Below are 22,311 nucleotides of genomic sequence, written 5' to 3' on the forward strand. Positions count from 1 at the left end.
CATCGACGTGAGCGCTCAGCTGCCGGACTTCGGGTCCAGAGCATAGCCGAACTTCTCGATGACCGCACGGGCTTCCGGAGTCTTGAGGAAGGTCAGGAACGCGGTCGCCGCCTCGTTGCCGGCGGATGCCTTCAGCAGCACGGCATCCTGACGGATCTCGCTGTAGAGGTTCTGCGGCACCAGCCAGCGCGAGCCGCCCGCATTCGGCATCAGCTGCGACAGTGCGACGAAGCCGACCTCGGCATTGCCGGTATCGACGAACTGGAACGCCTGCGAGATCGTGTTGCCCTGCACGATCTTGGGCTTGATCGTCTCATAGAGATTGAGCGCCTTCAGCGTCTCCACTGCAGCCGCGCCATAGGGCGCGGCGGCGGGATTGGCGATCGACAGCTTGTTGAACGCGTTCGCCTTCAGCGTTTCCTCGCCTCTCACCGCGTTCGGGTCCTTGCTCCACAGAACGAGCTTGCCGATCGCGTAGGTGAAACGGCTCCCGGCGACGCCGAGGCCCTCGTCGACCAGCTTCTTCGGCCGTTCGTCGTCGGCGGAGAGCAGGATCGCGAACGGCGCGTTCTCCTTGATCTGGGTGTAGAACTGTCCGGACGCGCCGAAGCTCAGCACCAATTCGTGTCCCGTCTTGGCCTTGAACAGACCGGCGATCTCCTTGGCCGGCTCGGTGAAGTTGGCGGCCACGGCGATGTTGGCGCTCCCGGCGAACGCATTTGCGCCAGTCAGGAGAGCGGCAGCCGCGCACAGGGCAGCGGCGACGAAGCGCATCGATCTCATCACAATTGTCCTCGTTCATATCGCAGAGACGGGTTCGCTTCGGTGAATTGCAAGTCCCGTTCCGGCGCAGCGCCCGTACCGATGCCGTGCTATATTCATTCGTATACATCAAAATAGACAGGTCGGCGACGTCCCGTCAACCCGAGGGGCCCCTCGGGCAAACGCGATGGGCGTCAGTGTACGACTTTCGACAATCGAGGCTGAAGCGATGTTGGAAACATGACGGCCCGAGAGCCGGGGTTCTCGGGCCGGCGCGAGACTAAGCCATCCGCTCCCAGAGCTGCCGCACCAGCATGCCCGCACGCTTCTCGATCGCCGCGGCGGCATCGAGCGCGAGATCCTCGCGATAGCGGCCGGCGATCAGCTGCACGCCGATCGGCTGGCCATTGTGAACCGCCACCGGCACCACCGCGCCGGGCAGCCCGAGCACGTTGATGGCCGAGATGAAGCGGATCTCGTTGAAGAAGATTTCGCGCACGCGCTCCGGGCTTACCGTGTCCTCGCGCGGGCCCGGCGTCGGCTTGACCGTCGTCGGCGCCAGCACCACCGGATAATCCTCGAAGAACAGCTGCCAGGCGCGGATATGGGTGGAGCGCTGCGCCGTCGCGTTCATCCAGCCCGCGAGGTCGAGGATCTCGGCCTTGGCCCGCATCCCGCCCCACGCCTTGTGGAAGTCTTCCGAGGTGACGGCCAGCATCTTGGCCTCCTGCATCACGACCACCTCGGTGGTGATGACGTCGCACCAGGTCTGCCAGACGCCGGAGATGTCGGGGACCTCGACCTCGCTGACCCGGTAGCCGGAGCGTTCCAGATGATCGGCGGCCTGCCGCAGCGCGGCCTGCACCGAAGGATCGACGTCCATGTCATCGGGGATCTTGGCGAGCGCGACCTTGATCGGCCGCTTGGGCTTCTCGCCCTCGAGCGGGGCCGGCACCCACCAGGGATCGCGCGGATCGCGCCGGCTCATCACCTCCAGCGCCAGCCTGACGTCGGCGACGCTACGCGCCAGCGGGCCCTGCGACGACATCAGATGCGCCAGCATCGGCCGCTCGGCCGCGGCGCTTTCGTTGTAGGCCGGGATGCGCCCCTGCGTCGGCTTGATCGTGACAACGCCGTTGCAATGCGCCGGCCAGCGCAGCGAGCCGCCGATGTCGTTGCCATGCGCGATGGTGCCGATACCGGCGGCGACCGCAGCTCCAGCGCCGCCCGACGAGCCGCCGCAGGTGATCTCGGGATCCCACGGGTTCAAGGTCAGTCCGTGCAGCGGGTTGTCGGTGAAGCCGCGGAATGAGAATTCCGGCGTGTTGGTGAGGCCGAGCACGATCGCGCCCGCGTTCTTGAGGTTGCGCACGACGGGCGCGTCCGACGGCGCGATGATTCCCATCTGCGCCTGAACGCCGTTGGGGTTTGGCCGTCCCTGGTAGTCGACGTTCTCCTTGATGGTGACGGGCACGCCATGCAGCAGGCCGTCCTTGTTGCGCGCCTTGTCCGCGGCGCGCGCAGCTTTCAATGCTTCTTCGGACAGATCGACGACGACCGCATTCAGCTTCGGATTGACCTCATGCATGCGCGCGATGTGCGCCTCGGTCACCTCGACCGAGGAGACCGCGCCCGAGCGGATCGCAGCGGCGGTGTCGAGCGCCGACCACTGCCAGACCGGTCCTCTCGGCAGCCGCGGCTTCGGCGCGGCGGCCCTCGCCTGTGGTCTGGCCTGCGGCTTCGCCTTTGCGGGCTTCCTGTTGGCCGTGGCGCGCGTGGCCACGCGCTTCGGAGCCGGCTTGGCGGTCTTTGCCTCCGGCTTCTTCCTTGTCGCTGTTTTCGCCATTGTGTTTCCCCCCAGTGTATCTCTCAAACGACCGACATGGTCAGCGGCGGCTCGACCTCGGCGGGCAGCGGGCTGACATAGGGCGTGCGCAGCGTCCGCTTCTTCAGGTCGGCCTTGGCGGCTGCGATCAGCGCCGGCTCATTGAGCGCCTTGATGCCGAGACCGGCCATCGCCTTGGCGGCCTGCACCATCGCCTTGTGCGCGGCCGGCGTCTTGCCTTGCGCAACGACCTGCCAGGTGTGGAACGGCGTGCCGATCGCCACCGTCGGCGCGTGCACCTGCACCGTTGGCACCACCCAGCTGACGTCGCCGACATCGGTCGAGCCGATCTGCGGATTGCGCTTGGCGTTCAGCGGCACCAGGAAGTCGGCCAGCGGCTTGTCGGTCGGATCCATGCCGATGCTGTAGTAGACGGATTCGATGTCCTTGTCGGTCAGGGTCGCCTGGATCTGACCGGCAAAATCCTTGTCGCTCGCGTCGAAATGCGGCGGCCCCAGCTCCTCCATGATCCCGTGCAGCGCCTCTTCGAGCGGCGTGTTGGGCAGGATGTTGGAGACCGCCGAGATGATCTTCATCTCGACCTTGGTCTCGGTCATCATCGTGGCACCTTGCGCGATCTTGTGTACGCGCCCGACCAGCTCGTTCATGCCGGGCAGGTCGCGCGCGCGGATCGAGTAGCGGACGCGCGCATGCGCCTGCACGACGTTGGGCGCAATGCCGCCGGTGTCGAGCAGCGCGTAATGCACGCGGGCGTCGCTCGGCATGTGCTCGCGCATGTAGTTGACGCCGACATTCATCAGCTCCACCGCGTCGAGCGCGCTGCGGCCGAGATGCGGCGAGGCGGCCGCATGCGAGGTGCGTCCGGTGAAGATGAAGTCGGCGCGCGTGTTGGCGAGAGAGGGCGTCATCACCACTTCCCAGAAGCTCGACGGATGCCAGGTGATTGCGATGTCGGCATCCTCGAACGCGCCTGAGCGCACCATGAAGGCCTTTGCGGCGCCGCCTTCCTCGGCAGGGCAGCCGTAGTAGCGCACGCGTCCCGGAACCTTGTTGGCGGCGAGCCAGTCCTTCACGGCGGTTGCCGCGAGCAGCGCCGCCGAGCCCAGGAGATTGTGGCCGCAGCCATGGCCATGGCCGCCGGTCTCGATCGGACGATGCTCGGCGACGCCGGCCTCCTGGCTGAGGCCGGGCAGGGCGTCGTATTCGCCCATGAACGCGATGACCGGACCGCCTTCGCCCCATTCGCCCATCAGCGCGGTCGGGATGCCCGCGACCTTTTCGATGATCCGAAAACCCTGGTGCTTCAACTCGGCGAGGTGTTCGGCGGACGAGCGGGCCTCGGTGTAGCAGACCTCGGGCATGCTCCACACCCGGTCGCTGAGCTCGATGAAACGGGTCTTGATCGCGTCGACGCCGCGCCAGATCTCGCTGCGGTTGTCCATCTCCGGTCCTTGTCCTCTGCTGCCGATAGGGGGCCGGTATGGTTATCAGCTAAGTTCCCCGACGCCTAGCGATCCGCCGCGAGAGCAGCCATGCGGCGCGCGGCAAGGCGCGGTGGAGCGCGCGTCATCCTTGAGCAGATGATGCCGCGATTGGATGCAGCGCGATGCTTTCGGCGGCGCAGCGAGAAGGATGGGGACGCCGTCCTCAAATTTCGGAACTGCCGCCGTGCGCCGTTACCGCACCCGTCCAGGAACGATCGTGGTCGCGTCCTGTTCTCGTGTCAGGAGTGCGACCGCCATGCGTGCAGGACCCATCACCATCATCGTCGCATTGCTGCTGATTCTCGCGGCCGCCGTCGTCTTCGCCTATCAGGGCATGACCTTGCCCGGCGATCCGATGCCGACCGAGGGCTGGATCGCGCTCACGCTCGGCGTGGTGTTTTCGCTCATCGTGGGGATCGGGCTGATGGTGCTGTTGTTCTACAGCAGCCGCAAGGGCTACGACGAGCCATCACAGTTCGGGGCTGATGATCATCGCGACTGAGACCGCTCAAGCCGGATGCGGCGGATGCTGTGTCCGCGGATGCCGGTCGTGAAGCAGCTTGGCGAGTTCGTGCCTCAGATCGTCGTGACCGCGCATCGCCGTCTCGAACAGCGCTTCCTGGATGTCGCGCGGCATGTCGCCCCAGACGCCGATGGCGGCGTTGCCGAGCAGCTCTGCGAACCGGTTGTCGTCCATGCGGCACCTCCGGACGATCTGACGCCCGAGGACGGCAAAGGTTCCAGGCCAGGTTATTGCGTGGTGAACAGGACCACCGCAATCGCAACGGAGAGCGCGATCGCGGACACGGTCCCCGTGGTCGACAGCACGCCCATGCGCCGCAGCGCCGCTGCAAACACGATGATGATCGGGGTAGCGGTGACGAGGCCGAGCTGCGCTTCGGTCATGGACATGCTCCTGATGTCGATCCCGTAGCGCATCCAGGCGCCGTGCTGTTTGTGCGCCGACAAAGAGCATGTCTGCCGCCCCGATTAGCTTTGCCGACATCTGATCGGAGGTGGCGGTGTCGGCACTCACATACGAACCGGAACCAACGGAGCGCTGGGGCGTGCTCGACGGGTTGCCGGGCGACCCCATGATGTGGGTCCTGATCCTCAGCGAGCTTGTCGCTTTCGGCCTGCTGCTCGGCGCCTTCGTCGTGGCGCGCGCAGTCAATCCAGTCATGTTCGCAGCCGGGCAGGCCATGCTGGACGGACCTCTCGCCGCATTGAACACGATCGTGCTTGTGACGAGCGGGTGGGCTGCGGCGCGCGGGGCGGCGGCGGCGAGAGGCGGATCGCCGGCCACAGCACGGCGTTGGATCATGCTGGCGATCCTGCTCGGCACGGCCTTCATTGCCGTCAAGCTGACCGAGTATGGCAGGGAGATTGCCGCCGGCGCAGGCCTGGAGACGTCGCCGTTCTTCACGCTCTATTTTCTGCTCACGGGCTTCCATCTGCTTCACGTCGTACTCGGGATGGTCATCCTCGGAATCGTCGGTCGTCATGCCGCGCCCACCAGCGTCGAGACCGGGACGGCGTTCTGGCACATGGTCGACCTGGTCTGGATCGTGATGTTCCCGATCCTCTATCTGGTGGGATGAGTCATGGTCCGCGATCGCCTCACGCTCGCCTGGCTTCAATTGCTGAGCTTCGCCGTCGCCACGCTCGCGGCCTCGTTGCTGCTGCCGAATCGCTGGCTCGCCGATGCCCTCGTGCTCGCGCTCGCATCGGCAAAGGGCAGGGTGATCGTGCTGGATTTTCTCGGCCTGCGCCATGCGCCCGCGCTGTGGCGCGGCCTGCTCGCATCGTGGCTCCTAGGCCTGGTTGCGCTCGCCGGGCTGGCGGTGGCGCTCCGCGCGCTGGTCTGACGGGCCATCGCCGTGCTGCTTGCGCCGCGACAAAGAGACTCCCGGCAGTGCCGGTAGATTGCCTTCACCATCGACCTTCACCAAAACGGAAAGGACGTGTCATGGCGGAACGCCTGACCAAGTCGGCCGCACGGAACGTCTTCTACGGCGGTTCGGCCTTCTTCTTTGCGATCTTCCTCGGGCTCACAGCGCACAGCCACTACTACATGGTCACGACCTCGACCAATGCGTCGACGCTGTCCGACGGAGTCGCTCGCGGCAAGCACGTCTGGGAGAGAAACTCCTGCATCAACTGCCATACCCTGCTCGGCGAGGGCGCCTATTTCGCGCCAGAGGTCGGCAATGTCTGGGACCGCTGGGGCGGCAGGCAGGACCCGGCCGCCGCGCGCGAGATGCTGAAATCTTGGATGCAGTCGCAACCCTCCGGTGCGCCCGGCCGCAGGCAGATGCCGCAGTTCAATCTGTCCGACCAGGAGCTCAACGACCTCGCCGACTTCCTGCAATGGACCGACACGATCAAGCGCCAGGACTGGCCGCCGAACAAGGCCGGCTGAGCCGGCATCCCGTCCCCGTCATGAGAGAGATCCGCGATGAGATATGAGACCCAGAAGGTCGCGATGCTGTATTTCTACGGCGCGCTGACGCTCTTCCTCGCCCAGGTCATCTTCGGCCTGCTCGCCGGCACCATCTACGTGCTGCCGAACACGCTGTCGGTCCTGCTTCCCTTCAACATCGTCCGCATGATCCACACCAACGCGCTGATCGTGTGGTCGCTGATCGGCTTCATGGGCGCCACCTACTTCCTGCTGCCCGAGGAGACCGAGACCGAGCTCTACAGCCCGCTGCTCGCCAAGATCCAGTTCTGGATGTTCTTCGGCGCCGCGGGTGCGGCCGTCGTCGGCTATCTCTTCCACTACCATGAGGGCCGTGAGTTCCTCGAGCAGCCCTTCATCATCAAGGTCGGCATCGTCGTCGTCTGCCTGATGTTCCTGTTCAACGTCACGATGACCGCCCTGAAGGGTCGCAAGACGACGGTGACCAACATCCTGCTGTTCGGTCTGTGGAGCGTCGCGATCTTCTTCCTGTTCGCGTTCTACAATCCGGCAAATCTCGCCGTCGACAAGATGTACTGGTGGTACATCGTCCATCTCTGGGTGGAGGGCGTCTGGGAGTTGATCATGGCCTCGATCCTGGCCTTCCTGATGATCAAGCTCAACGGCATCGACCGCGAGGTGGTGGAGAAGTGGCTCTACGTCATCATTGGCCTGGCGCTGTTCTCTGGCATCCTCGGCACCGGCCATCATTTCTACTGGATCGGCGCGCCCGGCTATTGGCAGTGGATCGGCTCGCTGTTCTCAACGCTCGAGGTCGCGCCGTTCTTCACCATGGTGATCTTCACGGTGCAGATGACGCTCAAGGCGGGACGCAAGCATCCGAATCGCGCCGCGCTGCTGTGGTCGGTCGGCTGCTCCGTCATGGCGTTCCTCGGCGCCGGCGTGTGGGGCTTCCTGCACACGCTGTCCAGCGTGAACTACTACACCCACGGCACCCAGGTGACCGCCGCGCACGGCCATCTCGCCTTCTTCGGCGCCTATGTGATGCTCAACCTCGCGGTCATGGCCTATGCGGTGCCGCAGCTGCGCCAGCGTGCGCCGTATAATCAGTGGCTCTCGATGGCGAGCTTCTGGATCATGTGCACGGCGATGATGACGATGACCTTTGCGCTGACCTTCGCCGGCATCATCCAGGTGCATCTGCAGCGCGTGCTCGGCCAGAGCTACATGGACGTGCAGGACCAGCTCGCGATGTTCTACTGGGTTCGGCTCGGCTCCGGTGTGTTCGTGGCGATCGCGGCGCTGATGTTCGTCTGGGCCGTGCTGGTGCCCGGCCGCGCCAAGCAGGCGATCATCCCCGGCGCCCTGCAGCCGGCGGAGTAAAACCCCGCAGGCGGCGGCTTCGATGCCGCCGCCTGCATCCCCCGATTCGGAGAGTGATCATGAAGCCCGCGCTGCACGCGATCGATACCGTCCTGTCGTTCCCCTCGTACACGCCGACCGGCAATGAATGCGCGCTGTTCGAGCATGCGTTCCGACATCGCCTACCGGTGCTGCTGAAGGGGCCGACCGGCTGCGGCAAGACCCGCTTCGTCGCGCACATGGCGGCGCGACTGGGCCTGCCGCTGCACACGGTCGCCTGTCACGACGACCTCACCGCCGCCGACCTCACCGGGCGATATCTGCTCAAGGGCGGTGACACCGTGTGGACCGACGGCCCGCTGACCCGCGCGGTGCGCGAGGGCGGCATCTGCTATCTCGACGAGGTCGTCGAGGCGCGGAAGGATGTGACCGTCGTGCTGCATCCTCTCACCGACGACCGCCGCATTCTTCCGCTGGAGCGCACCGGCGAGGAGCTGCTCGCGCCCGACGGCTTCATGCTGGTGGTGTCCTACAATCCGGGTTATCAGTCGCTGCACAAGGCGCTGAAGCCATCGACACGGCAGCGCTTCATCGCCATCGAATTCGGCTTCCTGCCCGCCGAGCAGGAGATCGCGGTGGTTGCCGCCGAGAGCGGGCTGGCGCCGGAGCGCGTTCGGCCGCTGGTGGCGCTCGCGCATCGGCTGCGAGCGCTGCAAGGCCATGACTTGGAGGAGGGCGTCTCGACGCGGCTCCTGGTCTATTGCGCGACGCTCGTCGCTGCCGGAGCATCCATCGCGGACGCCGTGCTCGCCGCGATGATCGAGCCGCTCACCGACGACGCCGACGTCAAGGCCGCGTTACGCGAGGTCGCGCATGCCGTGATCGGGTGAGCCATGCTCGACTTCCTCGAACTGGAGGAGACCGTCGGCCGCGCCTGGCATCGCCTGGTCGGCACGACCTCGAGCTATCCGGTCCATCCGGATCAGGCCGTCGCCCTGAACGAGATCAGCGGCCGCATCGCCGTGATGTTCCGCGCGCTGGGCGGCGAGAGCGGCGTGCAGGTCGCCGGAGCCAAGGCGCGCAAATCGGGCCATCGGCTCGGCTGGCGCCAGCGCATTGGCCTCGGCGACGAATGCCTCGATCAGGCCGGGCGCGATGGCGCCACCGTCTTCCTGCCGGAGACCATCGCGCTGCTGCCGGGTCGCGCGCTCAATACGCAGCTCTATCACTGGCTCGCGGCGTGGTTCGCGACCATGGCGGTCGAGCCGATCGCGGAGCGCGATCCGCTGCGGCATGATCTGCTGGCGCTGCGCCGGGCCTGTGAGACGACCTCGCTGGTGCTGGCGCGCTTCCCTGGACTGGCGCGTCCGCATGCGCAACTCGCCGAAGCGCTGGCTGTGGCGCGTCCGCGGCGGCCGCTGCCTCGGCTCGAGCAGCAGGTCGAGCACATCGTCATGGCCCTGCTCGGCGCCGGCGCGCCGCCCAAGGGCGCGCTGTGGAATGCGGTCATCGCTGGCGGCGCGTTGCCGGAGGCCGCCCCGCCCGGCTATCGGCCGATGCTGCCGTGTCCGCTGTGGGGCGATTGCTGGAGCCGCGATGCCGTTGCCGCGGCGCGCGAGGACGACGAGACGCAGACGCCCGCAGAGCAGGAGGGGGCACCCGACACCCGCAAACGCTTCGCGCGGCGCGAGCGCGACGACACGGCCAAGCGCGATCCATTCATCCTCAACCGCTTCGAGAAGATCCTGGCGATGGCGGAGATGGTCAATGTCGATCGTCCGTCCGACGATACCGACGATGACGACGCCCGCAAGGCTGCCGACGATCTCGATGAGCTCGCGATCGCCAGGCGCAAGGGGCGTCCGGCGAGCAAGCTGAAGTTCGATCTCGACCTGCCGCCCGAGGCGGTGGACACGGCCCGGCTCGACAGCGGCCGGCTGTATCCCGAGTGGAATTATCGCAGCGGCGCCTATCTGCCGGACCATTGTCGCGTCGTGACCGGCGATGCCGCCGAGGCGGGCGAGGCGTGGTCTCCGGACGATGCGATGCGCCGGCGCATCCGCAGCGTGCGGCGCAGGTTCGAGACCTTGCGGCCGCGTCATGAGGTGATGCGCGCGCAGGCCGACGGCCACGACCTCGACATCGACGCGCTGGTGCGCGCGCGCAGCGATCTCAATGCCGGCCATGGCGGACTTGATCGCGTGCATCTGGCGATGCGCCCGCTCGCGCATGATCTCGCGGTGACTCTCCTGGTCGACGTGTCCCTATCGACCGATGCGTGGATCGACGGCGTGCGCGTTCTCGACGTCGAGAAGGAGGCGCTGCTGGTGCTGGCGCATGGGCTGTCGGCCTGCGGCGACAGCCACAGCATTCTCACCTTCACCTCGCGGCGCAACTCATGGGTCCGCCTGGAGACCGTGAAGGCATTCGACGAGCCGATGAGCGGGCGGGTCGAGCGCCGCATCGGCGCGCTCAGGCCCGGCTACTATACGCGTATCGGCACGGCGGTGCGTCATGCCGCCAGCCAGCTCGCCGAGCGATCCGAGCGCAAGCGCCTGCTGCTGGTGCTCACCGACGGCAAGCCGAACGACGTCGATCACTATGAGGGGCGGTTCGCGATCGAGGACACGCGCAAGGCGGTGCAGGAAGCGCGGCGCGGCGGCGTCGCGGTGTTCGGCGTGACCATCGATGCGTCGGCGCAGTCGTATTTTCCCACCCTGTTCGGCCGCGGCGGCTACGCCATCGTCGGCAACATCAGGCGACTGCCCGCCGCGCTGCCGGCGCTGTACCGGCAGCTCGCGCATTGAAGGCGAGAGGCGCACTGCCGCCGTACCGACGACCGATACCGGCCAGCTGATCGAAGGGGTCCGGCCCTCAGGTCGCCGGCTCGCGCAGATTGCGCAGCGGCACCGGCAGGTGGCCCATCAGCTTGTCGAACTCGCCGGGATCGAGCTTCTCCCAGAGAATTTCGAAGATGCCGCGCGCAGCCGTGAGCGGATCGACCGGGAATTGCGGCGGCAGTTGGCGGAAGATGTCATCGACGAAATATTCGAGATGGCGGTCCTTGGTCGGGGTTGCCGCGTGGTGCCAGCCCTCGTAGTAGATCCCGCGAATGAGCATCGGCAACTGGGCGCCGAAATTCACGGCGACGGCCATCGGCATACGGTCGCGCAGCACATGCAGCACGGCACGCAGTGCGTTGTAGGCCTGCTGCCGGCTCGCCAGCGCGAGGCGTTGCTCGATGGCCTTCAGCCAGATGTTGGTTTCCTGGACGGTGTGATCCAGGGCGGTCACGCCGGTCTCGCTCATGTGGTTCTCCATGATGACAAGTGCACAGGACCGTTCGAGGGACGCCGAACGAGATAACGGCAAGGCCTGATTCGCTTGAACGCCTTGTCAGTAGGTGGTGCGTTCGGGCCGGTTATGTTGACCTGCATCAAATCACGATGTCGTGGTTGGACCGTGAGGTAAATGGCGGGTCAACGTCCGGCGCAGTCGTTTACGATCCCTTGCTACCGCAGCGGCACCGGCGGTAGGCAAGCCCATCCGTCATCTTACGGGGATCGTCGTGGTCCCGTGCACGGCACGTGACAATGGTCAGCAGTTCACTCTGACAAACAGCCATCGACAAACAGAACGTCTACAAATCAGCACGTCGCGATCTCGCGGCGCCTATCGCGCCCGAGTCTTGCTTGACGGAGCCCTCTTCAAGTGAGAGGGCGCAGGGAAGGCCGGGAGCTCGCCGCCCCCATGGCCCCCGTGCGGAAAGAATGCACGGGGCAGGAACCACAGGTTCGGCTGAGACATCCCGGCCTTCCCTGCGCGATAGTGTTACGGCTTATACGCATTCTCCCCGGTGAACGGGCTGTCTTGCCACCGTCACCCGCGCGAGGCTGAAACCTCGTCACGAGCTTGACGCCAGCGTCGCGGCGCCAGGACCATGCGACTTCGCCGTCCGCGCCGTGCCGTTCGTCCGCAGGCATGACACCCGCTGCGACACGTCGCGTCCATCGCATCCCGCACTCCACGTCTCGTGACGTTCGCGACACGCCCCTCTTCATGAGGCGGGATGCGCGGAAATGTCGTCCTGATTTGCCCGACGGTGCAAGCTGTTTATCTGCGGCAGACTGGCACGACGGGCAATTCGCGCATGGCGGTCATGCTGATTCGTTCGTCCGATGGCCCCGGGATTTTGCGTCTGCCCGTGCTCAGTCGGAGAGCGCATCCAAGTTGGGATCGGGCTGCTGCCTTGGGGGCGGCGCGAGGTGGGCGCTGCGGGCGCTGAGAGACGCGCGACCACGGCGCTCCTCGTTCGCGGTGGCGCGCATGATGGCGAGCGACCGGAACGTTCGCGTTGCAAGTCCGGAACTTGCGCGACTCGTTCGCGCCGAACATCCCGAGATCATCGCGGGCCGGCGCTGCGCCGTCAGGTTGAACCCGTAATCGCCCTGCTTGTGAAGAACACGTCTTCGCTTGCTCGTCGCGACAGACTCACCTTACATCGGAGTCGTCCGAGGCGGAGAGATCGCGCGCTCGACACCCCTTTCAACTCACGAATCGACGTCGGCTCGCAATGCTCAAGTCTGCCCAAGAGAAGTCTGTTCACAACAAGCCTGCTCAAGACAAATCCGGCAACGACCTTCCGCTGACCGGCTATGCCGTCGTGGTCGATGGTCAGATCAAGACCGAATTCAAGACCAAGGATGGCGCACACAACGGCGCGCATGACCTCAAGCGCCGGTTTCCGATGTTGCAGATCAGGGTGTACGACGCGGAGACGAAGCAGACCCACGACATCGAACTGACGCGGGCGTGAGACCGGCCTGCCGCGCGGGCCGTGGTGTTGTGAGGACGCAAGGCCGTTGCACCTTGTCGAGCCCGCAATCGCTGTCGATGTTTGAGTGCATGGAGAGCATGCTCCTGATGTAGCCGAGGGTGCGGTGTCGGTCGCCGCGTCCTCGCCCCTGTGGGAGAGGGCGCAGTATCGCGCAGGGGCGTGCGGTCTGAGGTGCACGCAGGCGACTGTCGGCCTGCGCGCCCGATACGCCGGGATGGGCTGTTGCGGTGGCTGCGTGATATGAGCCAATCTGCCTCATCTCCGACCATGCGAGCAGCCATCATGACCGAAACCGCCTGGAACAGACTTTCCGCCGCAGCGCTTCGCGCGCTCGCGGCCCGAGACGCGATCGTGCTGTTGCCGGTGGCCTCGACCGAGCAGCACGGCCCGCATCTGCCGACGGGAGTTGACGACTTCCTGTGCAGCGAGGTCTGCCGTCGCACCGCGCTGGAGCTGACTCCAGACCATCCCATCGTGGTCGCGCCGACCGTTTGGTGCGGGCTCGCCGACCATCACGTTCCGTTCGGTGGCACCTTCACCCTCGGTCTCTCCACCTACCACGCCGTGCTCAGAGACCTGTGCCGCTCGATTCTGAATGCCGGCTTCCGCCGCATCGTGATCGTCAACGGCCATGGCGGCAACATCCAGGCGCTGGCCACCCTCACCGGCGAACTGACGCGCGAGCTCAATGCGCCGATCGCGACGACGACCTATTTCATGGAAGGGCGGGAGACCATGGCCAAGGTCCTCGAGGATCAGGAGGGCGTGATGCATGCCTGCGAAGCCGAGACCTCGATGATGATGGCGGCTCATCCAGGCCTCGTCGACGCGGCGAGGCTCGACGCTGCCTTTGGGCCGAGCTTCGACATCATGGGCTCGCTGGTCCCGTCGCTGAAGATGTTCAGATCGTTCGCCGACATCACCACCTCCGGCGTCGCAGGCGATGCGCGCAAGGCATCTGCTGCAAAGGGCGAGAAGCTGCTCGCCGGCTGCGCGGCGGCGCTGGCGGCGCGATTGCGGGCGGGCGAGCCATGGTCCACTGCACCAATTCCGCCGCCAGCCGCAAGACGACAGTGACGCGGAGCATCATCCCGAGAAGCCCGTCGCAGGCGGGCGTTTCGGATGATGGGCCGCAAACGATACGTCCACGGGTTTGATGGACGCATGCCGATCGGCAAGCTCAGCCGCGCTGCGCGGAAGCGGCGAGGCTCGGAGCTCCGATCGCGTCGAGGCCGTCCGCAAGACTGCGGCTCGCGTTTCGCACCTCGCTGCGAAACGTCTTCGCCAGGTTCGACAGCGGCCGCGCCTCCGACCACAGCACATAGGCCGAGACTTTGGTGCTCGGCGTGAACGGCCGTACCACGAGATCATGCCCGCCCTGGCGCGGCGAGAATGGATCGACCACGGCGACGCCGACGCCGGTCGAAGCCAGCACGCAGGCCGTGTTGCAGTAACGCACTTCGACGGTCGGCTGGAAGTCGGCATCGGCTTGCCGGAAGCTCTCGCGCACCGCTTCGCCGAGGCGCGTGCCGCGTTCGAGGCCGATCAGCGGGAAGCCGGCGAGATCCCGCGCTGAAATCACGTCGCATTCGGCAAGCGGATGCAGGGCCGGCATCACGCACACCATCTCCCCGGTATGCACGACCTCATGGGCGATCCCGGGATGATCGGACAGTCCGAGCGCGAAGCCGAGCTCGGCGACGTTGCCGAGCACACCCTCGATGATGCCTTCGTAGCGGCGCACGTCGAAGAACATCCGCGTCTGCGGCCGGCGCCGCAGGAAGCCTGACAAGGTCGGCGGGATGATGCTGTAGGCGAGCGGCGGCGTGGCGACGATCGACAGATGACCCGTCTTCTGCTCGCGCAGGTCACGCACGCGGTTTTCCAGCCGGGCGTGCAGGGTGAAGATCGCCTCGCTCTCCTCATAGAGCGTCATCGCCTCGGGTGTCGGGAACAGCCGGTTGTTGACGCGCTCGAACAGCGTGAAGCCGGCCTGCGCCTCCATCGCCTTCAGCGCATTGCTGATCGCAGGCTGCGACAGCGCGAGCTCCTCGGCGGCAGCGACCGTGGTGTGGTGGCGGATGACCGCCCGCAGGATCTCCAACTGGCGCAGGTTCATGGCATGGTCGCCCTATTAGCCCGGGTGATGATCTCGGCCAAAATATCATAGACCGAGGTCGTCCCGACTGGTTGCAATTCCTGCGCCGGTTTCGCTTCATTGATGCTTCTCTTGCGCGTCGCAGAGGGCGGTGCTGCCGCCTGCTGGAAAGGCATGACGCACAGATCGGAGGCAGAGTTTTGAGCCGTATCTTCCGCGCCGCCGCCGCCCAGATGGGGCCGACCCAGCGCGCCGACAGCCGCGGGCACACGCTGTCGCGCATGATCGGGCTCCTGGAACAGGCGGCCGCCCAGGGCGCGAAGCTGGTGGTGTTTCCGGAACTCGCATTCACGACCTTCTTCCCGCGTTGGATCCTCGAAGGCGATGAGCTCGACAGCTATTTCGAGCGCGCGATGCCGAACCCGTCCGTTGCCGCGCTGTTCGACCGGGCGCGGGCGCTTCGCGTCGGCTTCTATGTCGGCTATGCCGAGCTGACACCGGACGGACGCCGCTTCAACAGCTCCATCCTGGTCGATCCCGACGGCGAGATCATCAGCAAATATCGCAAGGTGCATCTGCCCGGCTCCGTCGAGCCGCGCCCGAGTGCCAAGTATCAGCAGCTGGAGAAGCGCTATTTCAGCTATGGCGATCTCGGCTTTCCGGCCGTGCGCGCCGGCCGCGAGTGGGGCGGCGCCATCATGGGCATGATGATCTGCAACGACCGGCGCTGGCCGGAATCGTGGCGGGTGCTGGGGCTGCAGGGCGTCGAGCTGGTCTGCGTCGGCTACAATTCCGCGGCCTATGATCCGAATGGCGGCAACACCGAGGATGCCTCGCTGCGTACCTTCCATTCGACCCTGGTGGCGCAGGCCAACGCCTACATGAATGCGACGTGGGCGATCGCGGTCGCAAAGGCGGGCGACGAGGACGGCAGCGGGCTGATCGGCGGCTCCTGCATCGTCGATCCCAATGGCTGCATCGTGGCGCGGGCGAAGACGCTCGCTGACGAGGTCGTCGTCGCCGACATCGACCTCGATCTGTGCCGCCAGGGCAAGGACAAGATGTTCAACTTCGCGGCGCATCGCCGGCCGGATCAGTACAGGCTCATCACCGAGCGCGCCGGCGCCGTCGAGCCGGTCGTGGTCGATTAGCCGTTCACGTGGGGAGTTGCAGGATGCGCCGTTCGTTGTTCGCAGGTTTCGTCATCCTCGCCTCGCTTGCTCCGGCGGGGGCCGCGGAGCTGCCCGCTGAGATCAAGCAGGCTGGCGTGCTCAAGCTCACGGTCAACTCGACCTACGCGCCGATGGAATATCACGACCCCGCCACCAACGAGCTGAAGGGGCTCGACATCGATCTCGCCAACGAACTGGCGAAGCGGTTCGGCGTCAAGATCGTGTGGAGCGAGACGGCGTTCGCCGAACTCATTCCCTCGCTGCAGACCCGGCGCGCCGACTTCATCATCTCGGGCATCTCCGACCGTGCCTCGCGGCGCGAGACCGCCGACTTCGTCGACTATCTCGTCACCGGCCCGCAGTTCTTCGTGCTGGCGGAGAGCGATGCCAAGGTCGCGACCGATCTGTGCGGCCGGAAGATCGGCACCACGCGCTCGACGAGCTTCCCGCAGGAGATCGAGAAATGGAGCAAGGCCAATTGCGAGGCCGCAGGCAAGCCTGCCGCGCAATATGTGCCGGGGGAGAACTCGATCGATGTCCGCAATCAGCTCAAGCAGAGCCGCATCGATGCCGCCGTGCAGGGCAGCGAGACCTTGCCCTATGCGCAGTCGCAGGAGGCCGGCAAGTATCGCATCGTCGGTGAGCCCATCGTCTTCGGCTACCAGGGCATCATGTTCCGCAAGGACGATGCAGGCTTTCGCGAGGTCGTGACCGAACAGCTCAAGGCGATGATCGCCGACGGCAGCTACAAGGCCATTCTCGACAAATGGGGTCTCGGCGCCAATGCGGTGCGCGAGCCGATGCTCAACGCGGCGCCGCAATGAGCCGCGCCGACGTACTGGCTGATGGCTTTCCCGACCTGTCGGCGCACAGGATCGCGCGCAAGGCGCATTGGGGCCGCTGGCTTACGGCTGCCGTCATTGTCGTGATCCTGCTGGCGATCGGCCGCGCCTTCGCCAGAGGCCAGATCGAATGGTCTTACGTCGAACGCTTCCTGACCGCGCCGGTGATCCTGCGCGGCATCGTCAACACCATGGTCATGGCTGTCGCGGCGATGGCGCTGGGCATCGCGCTCGGCGTGGTCGTCGCGATCATGCGGCTGTCGCCCAATCCGGTGCTGCGGTCGGTCGCCGCCGGCTACACCTGGCTGTTTCGCGGTACGCCGCTGATCCTCCAGTTGTTGTTGTGGTTCAACCTCGCGCTGGTGTTTCCGACCATCGGCATTCCCGGCCTGTGGAGCGCGCGCGCCGTCGACGTGATGACGCCGTTCCTGGCCGCGCTGCTCGGGCTCGGCATCAACCAGGGCGCCTACACCTCGGAGGTGATGCGAGCCGGGCTGCTGTCGGTCGACATCGGGCAATACGAGGCGGCGCAGGCGATCGGCATGGGACGGCTGCAGGCGCTGCGCCGGATCATCCTGCCGCAGGCGATGCGGGTGGTGATCCCGCCGCTCGGCAACGAGTTCATTGGCCTGGTCAAGGCGACCTCGCTCGCCAGCGTGATCCAGTATCCGGAGGTGCTGCACTCGGCCGAGAACATCTACTACGCCAATTCGCGCGTCATCGAGCTCCTGATCGTCGCCGGCCTCTGGTATCTGCTCGTGGTCTCGATGCTGACGCCGCTGCAGATGCTGCTCGAACACCGTTTTGCCCGTGGCATCGCGCGGGGTCGCTGATGACGCCGCTCGTCGCCATCCGTCAGGTCAGCAAGCGCTTCGGCGAATTCCAGGCGCTCAAGCAGGTCTCGCTCGATGTCTTCGAGGGCGAGGTGGTGTGCCTGATCGGGCAATCCGGCTCCGGGAAGACGACACTGCTCCGTTGCGTCAACCAGCTGGCCACGGCGGACAGCGGCGGCATCTGGCTCGACGGCGCGCTGCTCGGCTTCCGCGAGACGGCCGGCCGGCTGCATCGGCTGTCGGAGCGCGAGATCGCGCGGCAACGCCTCGCCTGCGGCATGGTGTTCCAGCGCTTCAACCTGTTCCCGCACATGACGGCGCTGGAGAACGTGATCGAGGGGCCGGTGCAGGTGCAGAGGCGCAGGCTTGCCGAGGCGAAGGACGAGGCCTTGTCGCTGCTGCGCCGGGTCGGCCTCGCCGACAAGGCGCAGTCCTATCCGGCGCAACTGTCCGGCGGTCAGCAGCAGCGCGTGGCGATCGCACGCGCGCTCGCAATGAAGCCGCGGCTGGTGCTGTTCGACGAGCCGACCTCGGCGCTCGACCCGGAGCTGGTCGGCGAGGTGCTCGGTGTGATGAAGGAGCTGGCGAGGTCCGGCATGACCATGCTGGTCGTCACGCATGAGCTCGGCTTCGCGCGCGAGGTCGCCGACCGGGTCGTCTATATGGACCAGGGCGTGATCGTGGAGAGTGGTCCGGCCGGCGAGGTGCTGCGTGCGCCGCGCGAGGCGAGGACCAAGGCATTTCTGGCAGCTGAAGTGGGGTGAGGTGATGGAATTGAAGTCGATCGTGCTGGCTGGGCTCATGAGCGCGGCCGTGGCGGGCGCAGCTCTCGCCGCCGAGCTGCCGACCGAGATCAAGCAGAACGGTCTGCGCATCGCGGTGGTGCCGAACTATCCACCGATGGAGTTCAAGGATCCGGCCACCGCGACCCTGACCGGCTTCGACGTCGCGCTCGGCGAGGCGCTGGCCAAGAAGCTCGGCGTCAAGGCGGTGTGGCAGGAGACCAGCTTCGACCAGTTGATGCCGGGCCTCGCCACGCAGCGTTTCGACATCATCCTGACCGGCATGACCGACTACAAGAGCCGGCAGGATACCGCGACCTTCATCGACTACCTGCGCAGCGGTCCGCGATTCTTCGTGCAGGCTTCGCGCGCCAGCGAGTTCAGGGAGCCGACGGCGCTGTGCGGCAAGAAGGTCGGCGCCTCCAGGCGCACGATGTTCCCGAAGGACATCGCCGCCTGGAGCGAGAAGAACTGCGGCGCGAGCGGAATCGAGCTCGTCGGCACCGAGGGCTCGGCCGACGCCCGGACGCAGCTCAAGCAGGGCCGCATCGACGCCGCCGTGCAGGGCAACGAGACCTTGCCCTACATCATGGATCTCGAGCCGAACACTTACGTGCCGGTCGGCACGCCCATCGCGTACCAATATACGGGGCTGGCGACGCCGGTGAAGGCGGACGAACTGCGCGAGGCGCTGCGCGCCGCGCTGGAGGGCCTGATTGCCGACGGCAGCTACAAGGCGCTGCTGGCGAAGTGGAAGCTGAGCGACAATGGAATCGAGAAGGTGCTGATCAATGCTGGACAGTAAGGCGCTCGCGGGAATCCCGGTCGTTCCCGCCAACACTTCGCCGCCGGCGCCGGACTATCCATGGCCTGCGCCGCACAGAGCGGCGATGTTCCTGTCGTTCGACATCGACGCCGAGAGCGCCTGGACCTCGAAGGATCCCGCGCATGCGGCGCGTCTGGTCACGATGAGCTTCGGCGGCTTCGAGGCGCGCGTCGGCACGCCGAAGCTGCTCGAGCTGCTCGCCGAGCTCGATCTCAAGGCGACGTTCTTCATCACGGGATGGGCGGTCGACGCGCATCCGGCGATGGCGGAAGCGGTGCTGAAGGCGGGCCACGAGATCGGCCATCACGGCTATCACCATCTGCTGCCGGATCCCGGCGATCCCTTCATCGTCGAGGAGATCGAACGCGGCTTCGAGGCGATCCAGCGCCGGCTCGGCATCCGGCCGATCGGCTACCGCGCGCCGTTCGGCGAGTTCTGCGAGGAGCTGCTGACAGCGCTGGTGCGCCAGGGCATCGTCTACACCTCCTCGTTCCGCGATGACGTCAGGCCCTATCGCCATCGCTTGGCCTCCGGCTCGCCGGGCACGATCGAAATCCCGGTGACCGCGAGCTATGACGACTGGATGCACGGCCTGTCGGCGCGGTTCTCGCCGCGCTCGATCTTTCCGAAAGAGCACGTGCTGTCGATGTGGAAGGATGAGCTGGACGAAGTCCGCGATTGGGGCGCGATGGTGACGACCGTGCTGCATCCGCAGGTCTCGGGCCGGCCGATGCGCTTCCGGCTGCTGCGCGAGTTCCTGACCTACGCCAAATCGTGCCGGGACGTGTGGATCACGACCGGAGCCGAGATCGCGGCGAACTACCAGCGCCATGAGGCGGCGGAAGCGAAGGACGCATGAGTACGACGGCGATCTTCGGCAGCTACGTGCTGACGCGCAAGGACGGCGCGCAGGACGTCCTGCGCGATCACTGGGTGCTGGTCGAGGGCAGGCGCATCGCGGCCGTGACGCGTGATCGGCCGGCGGCGGACGAGGTGTTCGATCGTCCGGGCCGCTTCGTGCTGCCGGGCCTGTTGAACCTGCACAACCACATCTTCAGCGAGGCGATCGCACGCACGCTCACCGAGGACGGCAACGGCCGGCGCAACAACAAGAGCATCGTCTACACCGTGCTGCTGCCGCTGTCCAAGCGCGGGGCCGAGATCCTTTCGGTGAAGGAGCGGCTGGCGATCGGCCGCATGGGGGTGCTGCAGCTCCTGAAGGGCGGCGCCACCACGGTGATGGAGCCGTTCCGCAACACGATCCCGGAGCTGTTCGATGCGGCTCTCGAGATGGGCCTGCGCTTCTATGGCGCGCCCTATCTGTTCTCGACATCAGATGCCAGGGCGGATGCCTCCGGCGTCGTGACTTACGCCGGCGATGACGGCGAGGCCGACATGGCGGTCTGGAATGCGCTCCATCAGCGCTGGCACGGCCAGGGCGACGGCCGCATTCGTCTTGCGATGAGCCCGCACGCGACCGATACCTGCGGACCGGATCTGTTGCGCGCGGCTGCCAGCCGGGCGCGCGAGCTCGGCGTTCCCATCACCACGCACATGGCGCAGAGCGCGGGCGAGGTCGCGACGATCGCGCAGCGCCATGGCGGCCGCACCCCGGCCGAATATCTCGACTGGCTCGGCCTGCTTGGTCCCGATCTGCTGGCGGCGCATTGCCACGCATCGACCGATGCGGACCTTGCGCTGATGGCGGCGCGTGGTGCCGGCGTGCTGAACTGCCCGCGCGTGTTCGCGCGCGCCGGAGTCACCGCCGCCTTCGGCCGCTTCGCCGCGCATGGCGTCCGCACCGCGGTCGGCACCGACGGCTACAACATGGATCTGCTCGGCGAGCTCAACGCCGCGTCGATGATCTCGAAGATCGTGCTGGGAAGCGCCGAGACGGCGAGCGCGCCGGAACTGATCGACGCCGTCACCACGACGGCCGCCGCCATGATCAAGCGCGACGATCTCGGCGTCATCGCGCCCGGCGCGACCGCCGACCTCACCGTCGTCGACATGACGCATCCACATCTTCAGCCGCTACACGACCCGCGTCGCGGCCTGATCGCGCTCGCGAACCGCGCCAACATCGACCAGGTGATGATCGACGGCCGGCTGCTGATCCACGACGGCCGCTATCTCCACGGTGACGAGGCGGCGATCACGGCGGCAGGCGCTGCAGCGATCGAAAAGATCTGGGCGTTGCCGGAGGCAGAGGCCGCATTCGCCGGCTGAATGCTGCTACCGCGTGCCGTAGGCGCGGTCGCCGGCGTCGCCGAGGCCGGGAACGATGAAGGCGTCGTCGTCGAGGCCGTCGTCGATCGCGGCGGTCCACAGTGCGGCATCGGGATGCAGGCCGCGGACGCGCTCGACGCCCTCGGGCGCCGCGATCATGCAGACCATGCGGATATCCTTGGCGCCGCGCTCCTTGAGCCGGTCGACCGCGGCGACTGCGCTGTTGCCGGTCGCGAGCACCGGCGTGACGACGACGGCCAGGCGCTCCTGCAGGTCGGACGGCGCCTTGAAGAAATACTCGACGGCGGTGAAGGTCTGCGGCTCGCGGTACAGGCCGATATGGGCGACGCGGGCGGTCGGCACCAGATCGAGCATGCCGTCGACGAAGGTGACGCCGGCGCGCAGCACCGGCACGAACACCAGCTTCTTGCCGGCGATCTTGGCCGACTGCATTCGCGCCAGCGGCGTCTCGATCTCGACCTCCGTGAGCGGCAGGTCGCGCGTGACCTCGTAGCACAGGAGCATGCCGATCTCCTTCAAAAGCTCGCGGAACGACTTGGTCGAGATCGACTTGTCGCGGATCAAGGTCAGCTTGTGCTGCACCAGCGGATGATCGACGACCGTGACGCCTTCCATGGCTTTCATCTCCAAAGCGTAGGGTGGCAAAGGCGCGAAGCGCCGTGCCCACCTGATACTAGCTCAGCTTGGAATGGTGGGCACGCTGCGCTTTGCCCACCCTACGCGCAACTTATGAACTGCGTCGTTGCGAGGAGCGAAGCGACGAAGCAATCCAGACTTTCTTCCGGGCCCTGGATT

At 66.3% G+C, this 22,311-nt stretch carries 24 protein-coding genes; 16 read left to right on the top strand and 8 right to left on the bottom strand.

Translation table 11 applies throughout. From position 1 onward, the window contains the following. Positions 1 to 15: 15 nt before the first annotated feature. From modA to QX094_RS20565, 3 genes are all read right to left on the bottom strand, one after another. Positions 16 to 783, bottom strand: a complete 768-nt coding sequence (modA, locus tag QX094_RS20555; protein WP_315827073.1) for a molybdate ABC transporter substrate-binding protein — start codon at positions 781 to 783, stop codon at positions 16 to 18. A 259-nt stretch (positions 784 to 1,042) separates the two neighbouring features. Beyond that, complete coding sequence (locus QX094_RS20560; protein WP_315827072.1) at positions 1,043 to 2,608, bottom strand: amidase family protein; 1,566 nt, start codon at positions 2,606 to 2,608, stop codon at positions 1,043 to 1,045. Positions 2,609 to 2,631: 23 nt separating this feature from the next. Further along, entirely contained in the window at positions 2,632 to 4,050 is a 1,419-nt protein-coding gene (locus QX094_RS20565; protein ID WP_316188100.1) for a M20 family metallopeptidase, read from the bottom strand. A 298-nt stretch (positions 4,051 to 4,348) separates the two neighbouring features. Between QX094_RS20565 and QX094_RS20570 the strand changes: the two genes are divergently transcribed. After that, a complete protein-coding gene (locus QX094_RS20570) occupies positions 4,349 to 4,594 on the top strand; it encodes a hypothetical protein (protein ID WP_315717765.1) in 246 nt (81 codons plus the stop codon). A gap of 6 nt (positions 4,595 to 4,600) precedes the next feature. Here QX094_RS20570 and QX094_RS20575 read toward each other — a convergent pair whose 3' ends face one another. Together QX094_RS20575 and QX094_RS20580 are read right to left on the bottom strand one after the other, a co-directional pair. Then, a complete protein-coding gene (locus QX094_RS20575) occupies positions 4,601 to 4,789 on the bottom strand; it encodes a hypothetical protein (protein WP_172112235.1) in 189 nt (62 codons plus the stop codon). Between the two features lie 53 nt (positions 4,790 to 4,842). Further along, positions 4,843 to 4,998, bottom strand: coding sequence for a hypothetical protein (locus tag QX094_RS20580; RefSeq protein WP_315717764.1), 156 nt, complete (start codon positions 4,996 to 4,998; stop codon positions 4,843 to 4,845). 116 nt (positions 4,999 to 5,114) lie between these two features. Between QX094_RS20580 and QX094_RS20585 the strand changes: the two genes are divergently transcribed. The 6 genes from QX094_RS20585 (at position 5,115) to QX094_RS20610 (ending at position 10,683) form a co-directional block, all read left to right on the top strand. Continuing rightward, positions 5,115 to 5,693 carry a cytochrome c oxidase subunit 3 family protein gene (locus tag QX094_RS20585; RefSeq protein WP_315827070.1) on the top strand — a complete coding sequence of 193 codons (579 nt, stop codon included), beginning with the start codon at positions 5,115 to 5,117 and terminating at the stop codon, positions 5,691 to 5,693. Between the two features lie 3 nt (positions 5,694 to 5,696). Further along, positions 5,697 to 5,960: a cytochrome C oxidase subunit IV family protein gene (locus QX094_RS20590; protein WP_315750297.1), complete on the top strand. Its 264-nt coding sequence runs from the start codon at positions 5,697 to 5,699 to the stop codon at positions 5,958 to 5,960. A 101-nt stretch (positions 5,961 to 6,061) separates the two neighbouring features. Beyond that, positions 6,062 to 6,514, top strand: a complete 453-nt coding sequence (locus QX094_RS20595; RefSeq protein WP_315717761.1) for a cytochrome c — start codon at positions 6,062 to 6,064, stop codon at positions 6,512 to 6,514. A gap of 36 nt (positions 6,515 to 6,550) precedes the next feature. After that, positions 6,551 to 7,897 (top strand): cbb3-type cytochrome c oxidase subunit I, encoded by a 1,347-nt coding sequence (locus tag QX094_RS20600; RefSeq protein ID WP_316188101.1) that lies wholly within the window; start codon positions 6,551 to 6,553, stop codon positions 7,895 to 7,897. Positions 7,898 to 7,956: 59 nt separating this feature from the next. Next, positions 7,957 to 8,766, top strand: coding sequence for a CbbQ/NirQ/NorQ/GpvN family protein (locus QX094_RS20605; protein WP_315717759.1), 810 nt, complete (start codon positions 7,957 to 7,959; stop codon positions 8,764 to 8,766). Positions 8,767 to 8,769: 3 nt separating this feature from the next. Continuing rightward, positions 8,770 to 10,683 (top strand): nitric oxide reductase activation protein NorD, encoded by a 1,914-nt coding sequence (locus QX094_RS20610; protein WP_315717758.1) that lies wholly within the window; start codon positions 8,770 to 8,772, stop codon positions 10,681 to 10,683. A 67-nt stretch (positions 10,684 to 10,750) separates the two neighbouring features. On the opposite strand, the gene QX094_RS20615 is transcribed toward QX094_RS20610, so the two are convergent. Next, positions 10,751 to 11,185: a DUF2267 domain-containing protein gene (locus tag QX094_RS20615; RefSeq protein ID WP_315750299.1), complete on the bottom strand. Its 435-nt coding sequence runs from the start codon at positions 11,183 to 11,185 to the stop codon at positions 10,751 to 10,753. Positions 11,186 to 12,449: 1,264 nt separating this feature from the next. Between QX094_RS20615 and QX094_RS20620 the strand changes: the two genes are divergently transcribed. Together QX094_RS20620 and QX094_RS20625 are read left to right on the top strand one after the other, a co-directional pair. Continuing rightward, complete coding sequence (locus QX094_RS20620; protein ID WP_315717756.1) at positions 12,450 to 12,692, top strand: hypothetical protein; 243 nt, start codon at positions 12,450 to 12,452, stop codon at positions 12,690 to 12,692. Positions 12,693 to 12,995: 303 nt separating this feature from the next. Next, the gene (locus QX094_RS20625; protein ID WP_315717755.1) at positions 12,996 to 13,790 is read left to right on the top strand and encodes a creatininase family protein; all 795 of its coding nucleotides are present in this window, start codon (positions 12,996 to 12,998) and stop codon (positions 13,788 to 13,790) included. A gap of 103 nt (positions 13,791 to 13,893) precedes the next feature. Here the strand turns inward: QX094_RS20625 and QX094_RS20630 are convergent, their stop codons facing one another. Further along, the gene (locus QX094_RS20630; protein ID WP_315717754.1) at positions 13,894 to 14,832 is read right to left on the bottom strand and encodes a LysR family transcriptional regulator; all 939 of its coding nucleotides are present in this window, start codon (positions 14,830 to 14,832) and stop codon (positions 13,894 to 13,896) included. A 179-nt stretch (positions 14,833 to 15,011) separates the two neighbouring features. Here QX094_RS20630 and QX094_RS20635 point away from each other — a divergent pair, with 179 nt between their 5' ends. Genes QX094_RS20635 through QX094_RS20665 form a run of 7 tightly spaced genes read left to right on the top strand, consistent with a single transcriptional unit; the run spans position 15,012 to position 21,495 of the window. Next, a complete protein-coding gene (locus QX094_RS20635; protein ID WP_315750302.1) occupies positions 15,012 to 15,962 on the top strand; it encodes an N-carbamoyl-D-amino-acid hydrolase in 951 nt (316 codons plus the stop codon). Positions 15,963 to 15,985: 23 nt separating this feature from the next. Then, the gene (locus QX094_RS20640; RefSeq protein WP_315827069.1) at positions 15,986 to 16,807 is read left to right on the top strand and encodes an ABC transporter substrate-binding protein; all 822 of its coding nucleotides are present in this window, start codon (positions 15,986 to 15,988) and stop codon (positions 16,805 to 16,807) included. Next, positions 16,804 to 17,658, top strand: coding sequence for an amino acid ABC transporter permease (locus QX094_RS20645; RefSeq protein ID WP_316174818.1), 855 nt, complete (start codon positions 16,804 to 16,806; stop codon positions 17,656 to 17,658). The genes QX094_RS20640 and QX094_RS20645 overlap by 4 nt, the downstream gene beginning before the upstream one ends. Continuing rightward, entirely contained in the window at positions 17,658 to 18,422 is a 765-nt protein-coding gene (locus QX094_RS20650) for an amino acid ABC transporter ATP-binding protein (RefSeq protein WP_409998623.1), read from the top strand. Before QX094_RS20645 ends, QX094_RS20650 begins: the two co-directional genes overlap by 1 nt. Positions 18,423 to 18,426: 4 nt before the next feature. Further along, positions 18,427 to 19,245, top strand: a complete 819-nt coding sequence (locus QX094_RS20655; protein ID WP_316174816.1) for an ABC transporter substrate-binding protein — start codon at positions 18,427 to 18,429, stop codon at positions 19,243 to 19,245. Beyond that, complete coding sequence (locus tag QX094_RS20660) at positions 19,232 to 20,125, top strand: polysaccharide deacetylase (protein WP_316174814.1); 894 nt, start codon at positions 19,232 to 19,234, stop codon at positions 20,123 to 20,125. Before QX094_RS20655 ends, QX094_RS20660 begins: the two co-directional genes overlap by 14 nt. After that, the gene (locus QX094_RS20665; RefSeq protein ID WP_316174812.1) at positions 20,122 to 21,495 is read left to right on the top strand and encodes an amidohydrolase family protein; all 1,374 of its coding nucleotides are present in this window, start codon (positions 20,122 to 20,124) and stop codon (positions 21,493 to 21,495) included. Before QX094_RS20660 ends, QX094_RS20665 begins: the two co-directional genes overlap by 4 nt. A 6-nt stretch (positions 21,496 to 21,501) precedes the next feature. On the opposite strand, the gene upp is transcribed toward QX094_RS20665, so the two are convergent. Continuing rightward, positions 21,502 to 22,131, bottom strand: coding sequence for a uracil phosphoribosyltransferase (gene upp, locus QX094_RS20670; RefSeq protein WP_316188102.1), 630 nt, complete (start codon positions 22,129 to 22,131; stop codon positions 21,502 to 21,504). Between the last annotated feature and the right edge of the window lie 180 nt (positions 22,132 to 22,311).

It is taken from the genome of Bradyrhizobium sp. SZCCHNS1050 (genome assembly GCF_032484785.1).
Taxonomy (GTDB): domain Bacteria; phylum Pseudomonadota; class Alphaproteobacteria; order Rhizobiales; family Xanthobacteraceae; genus Bradyrhizobium.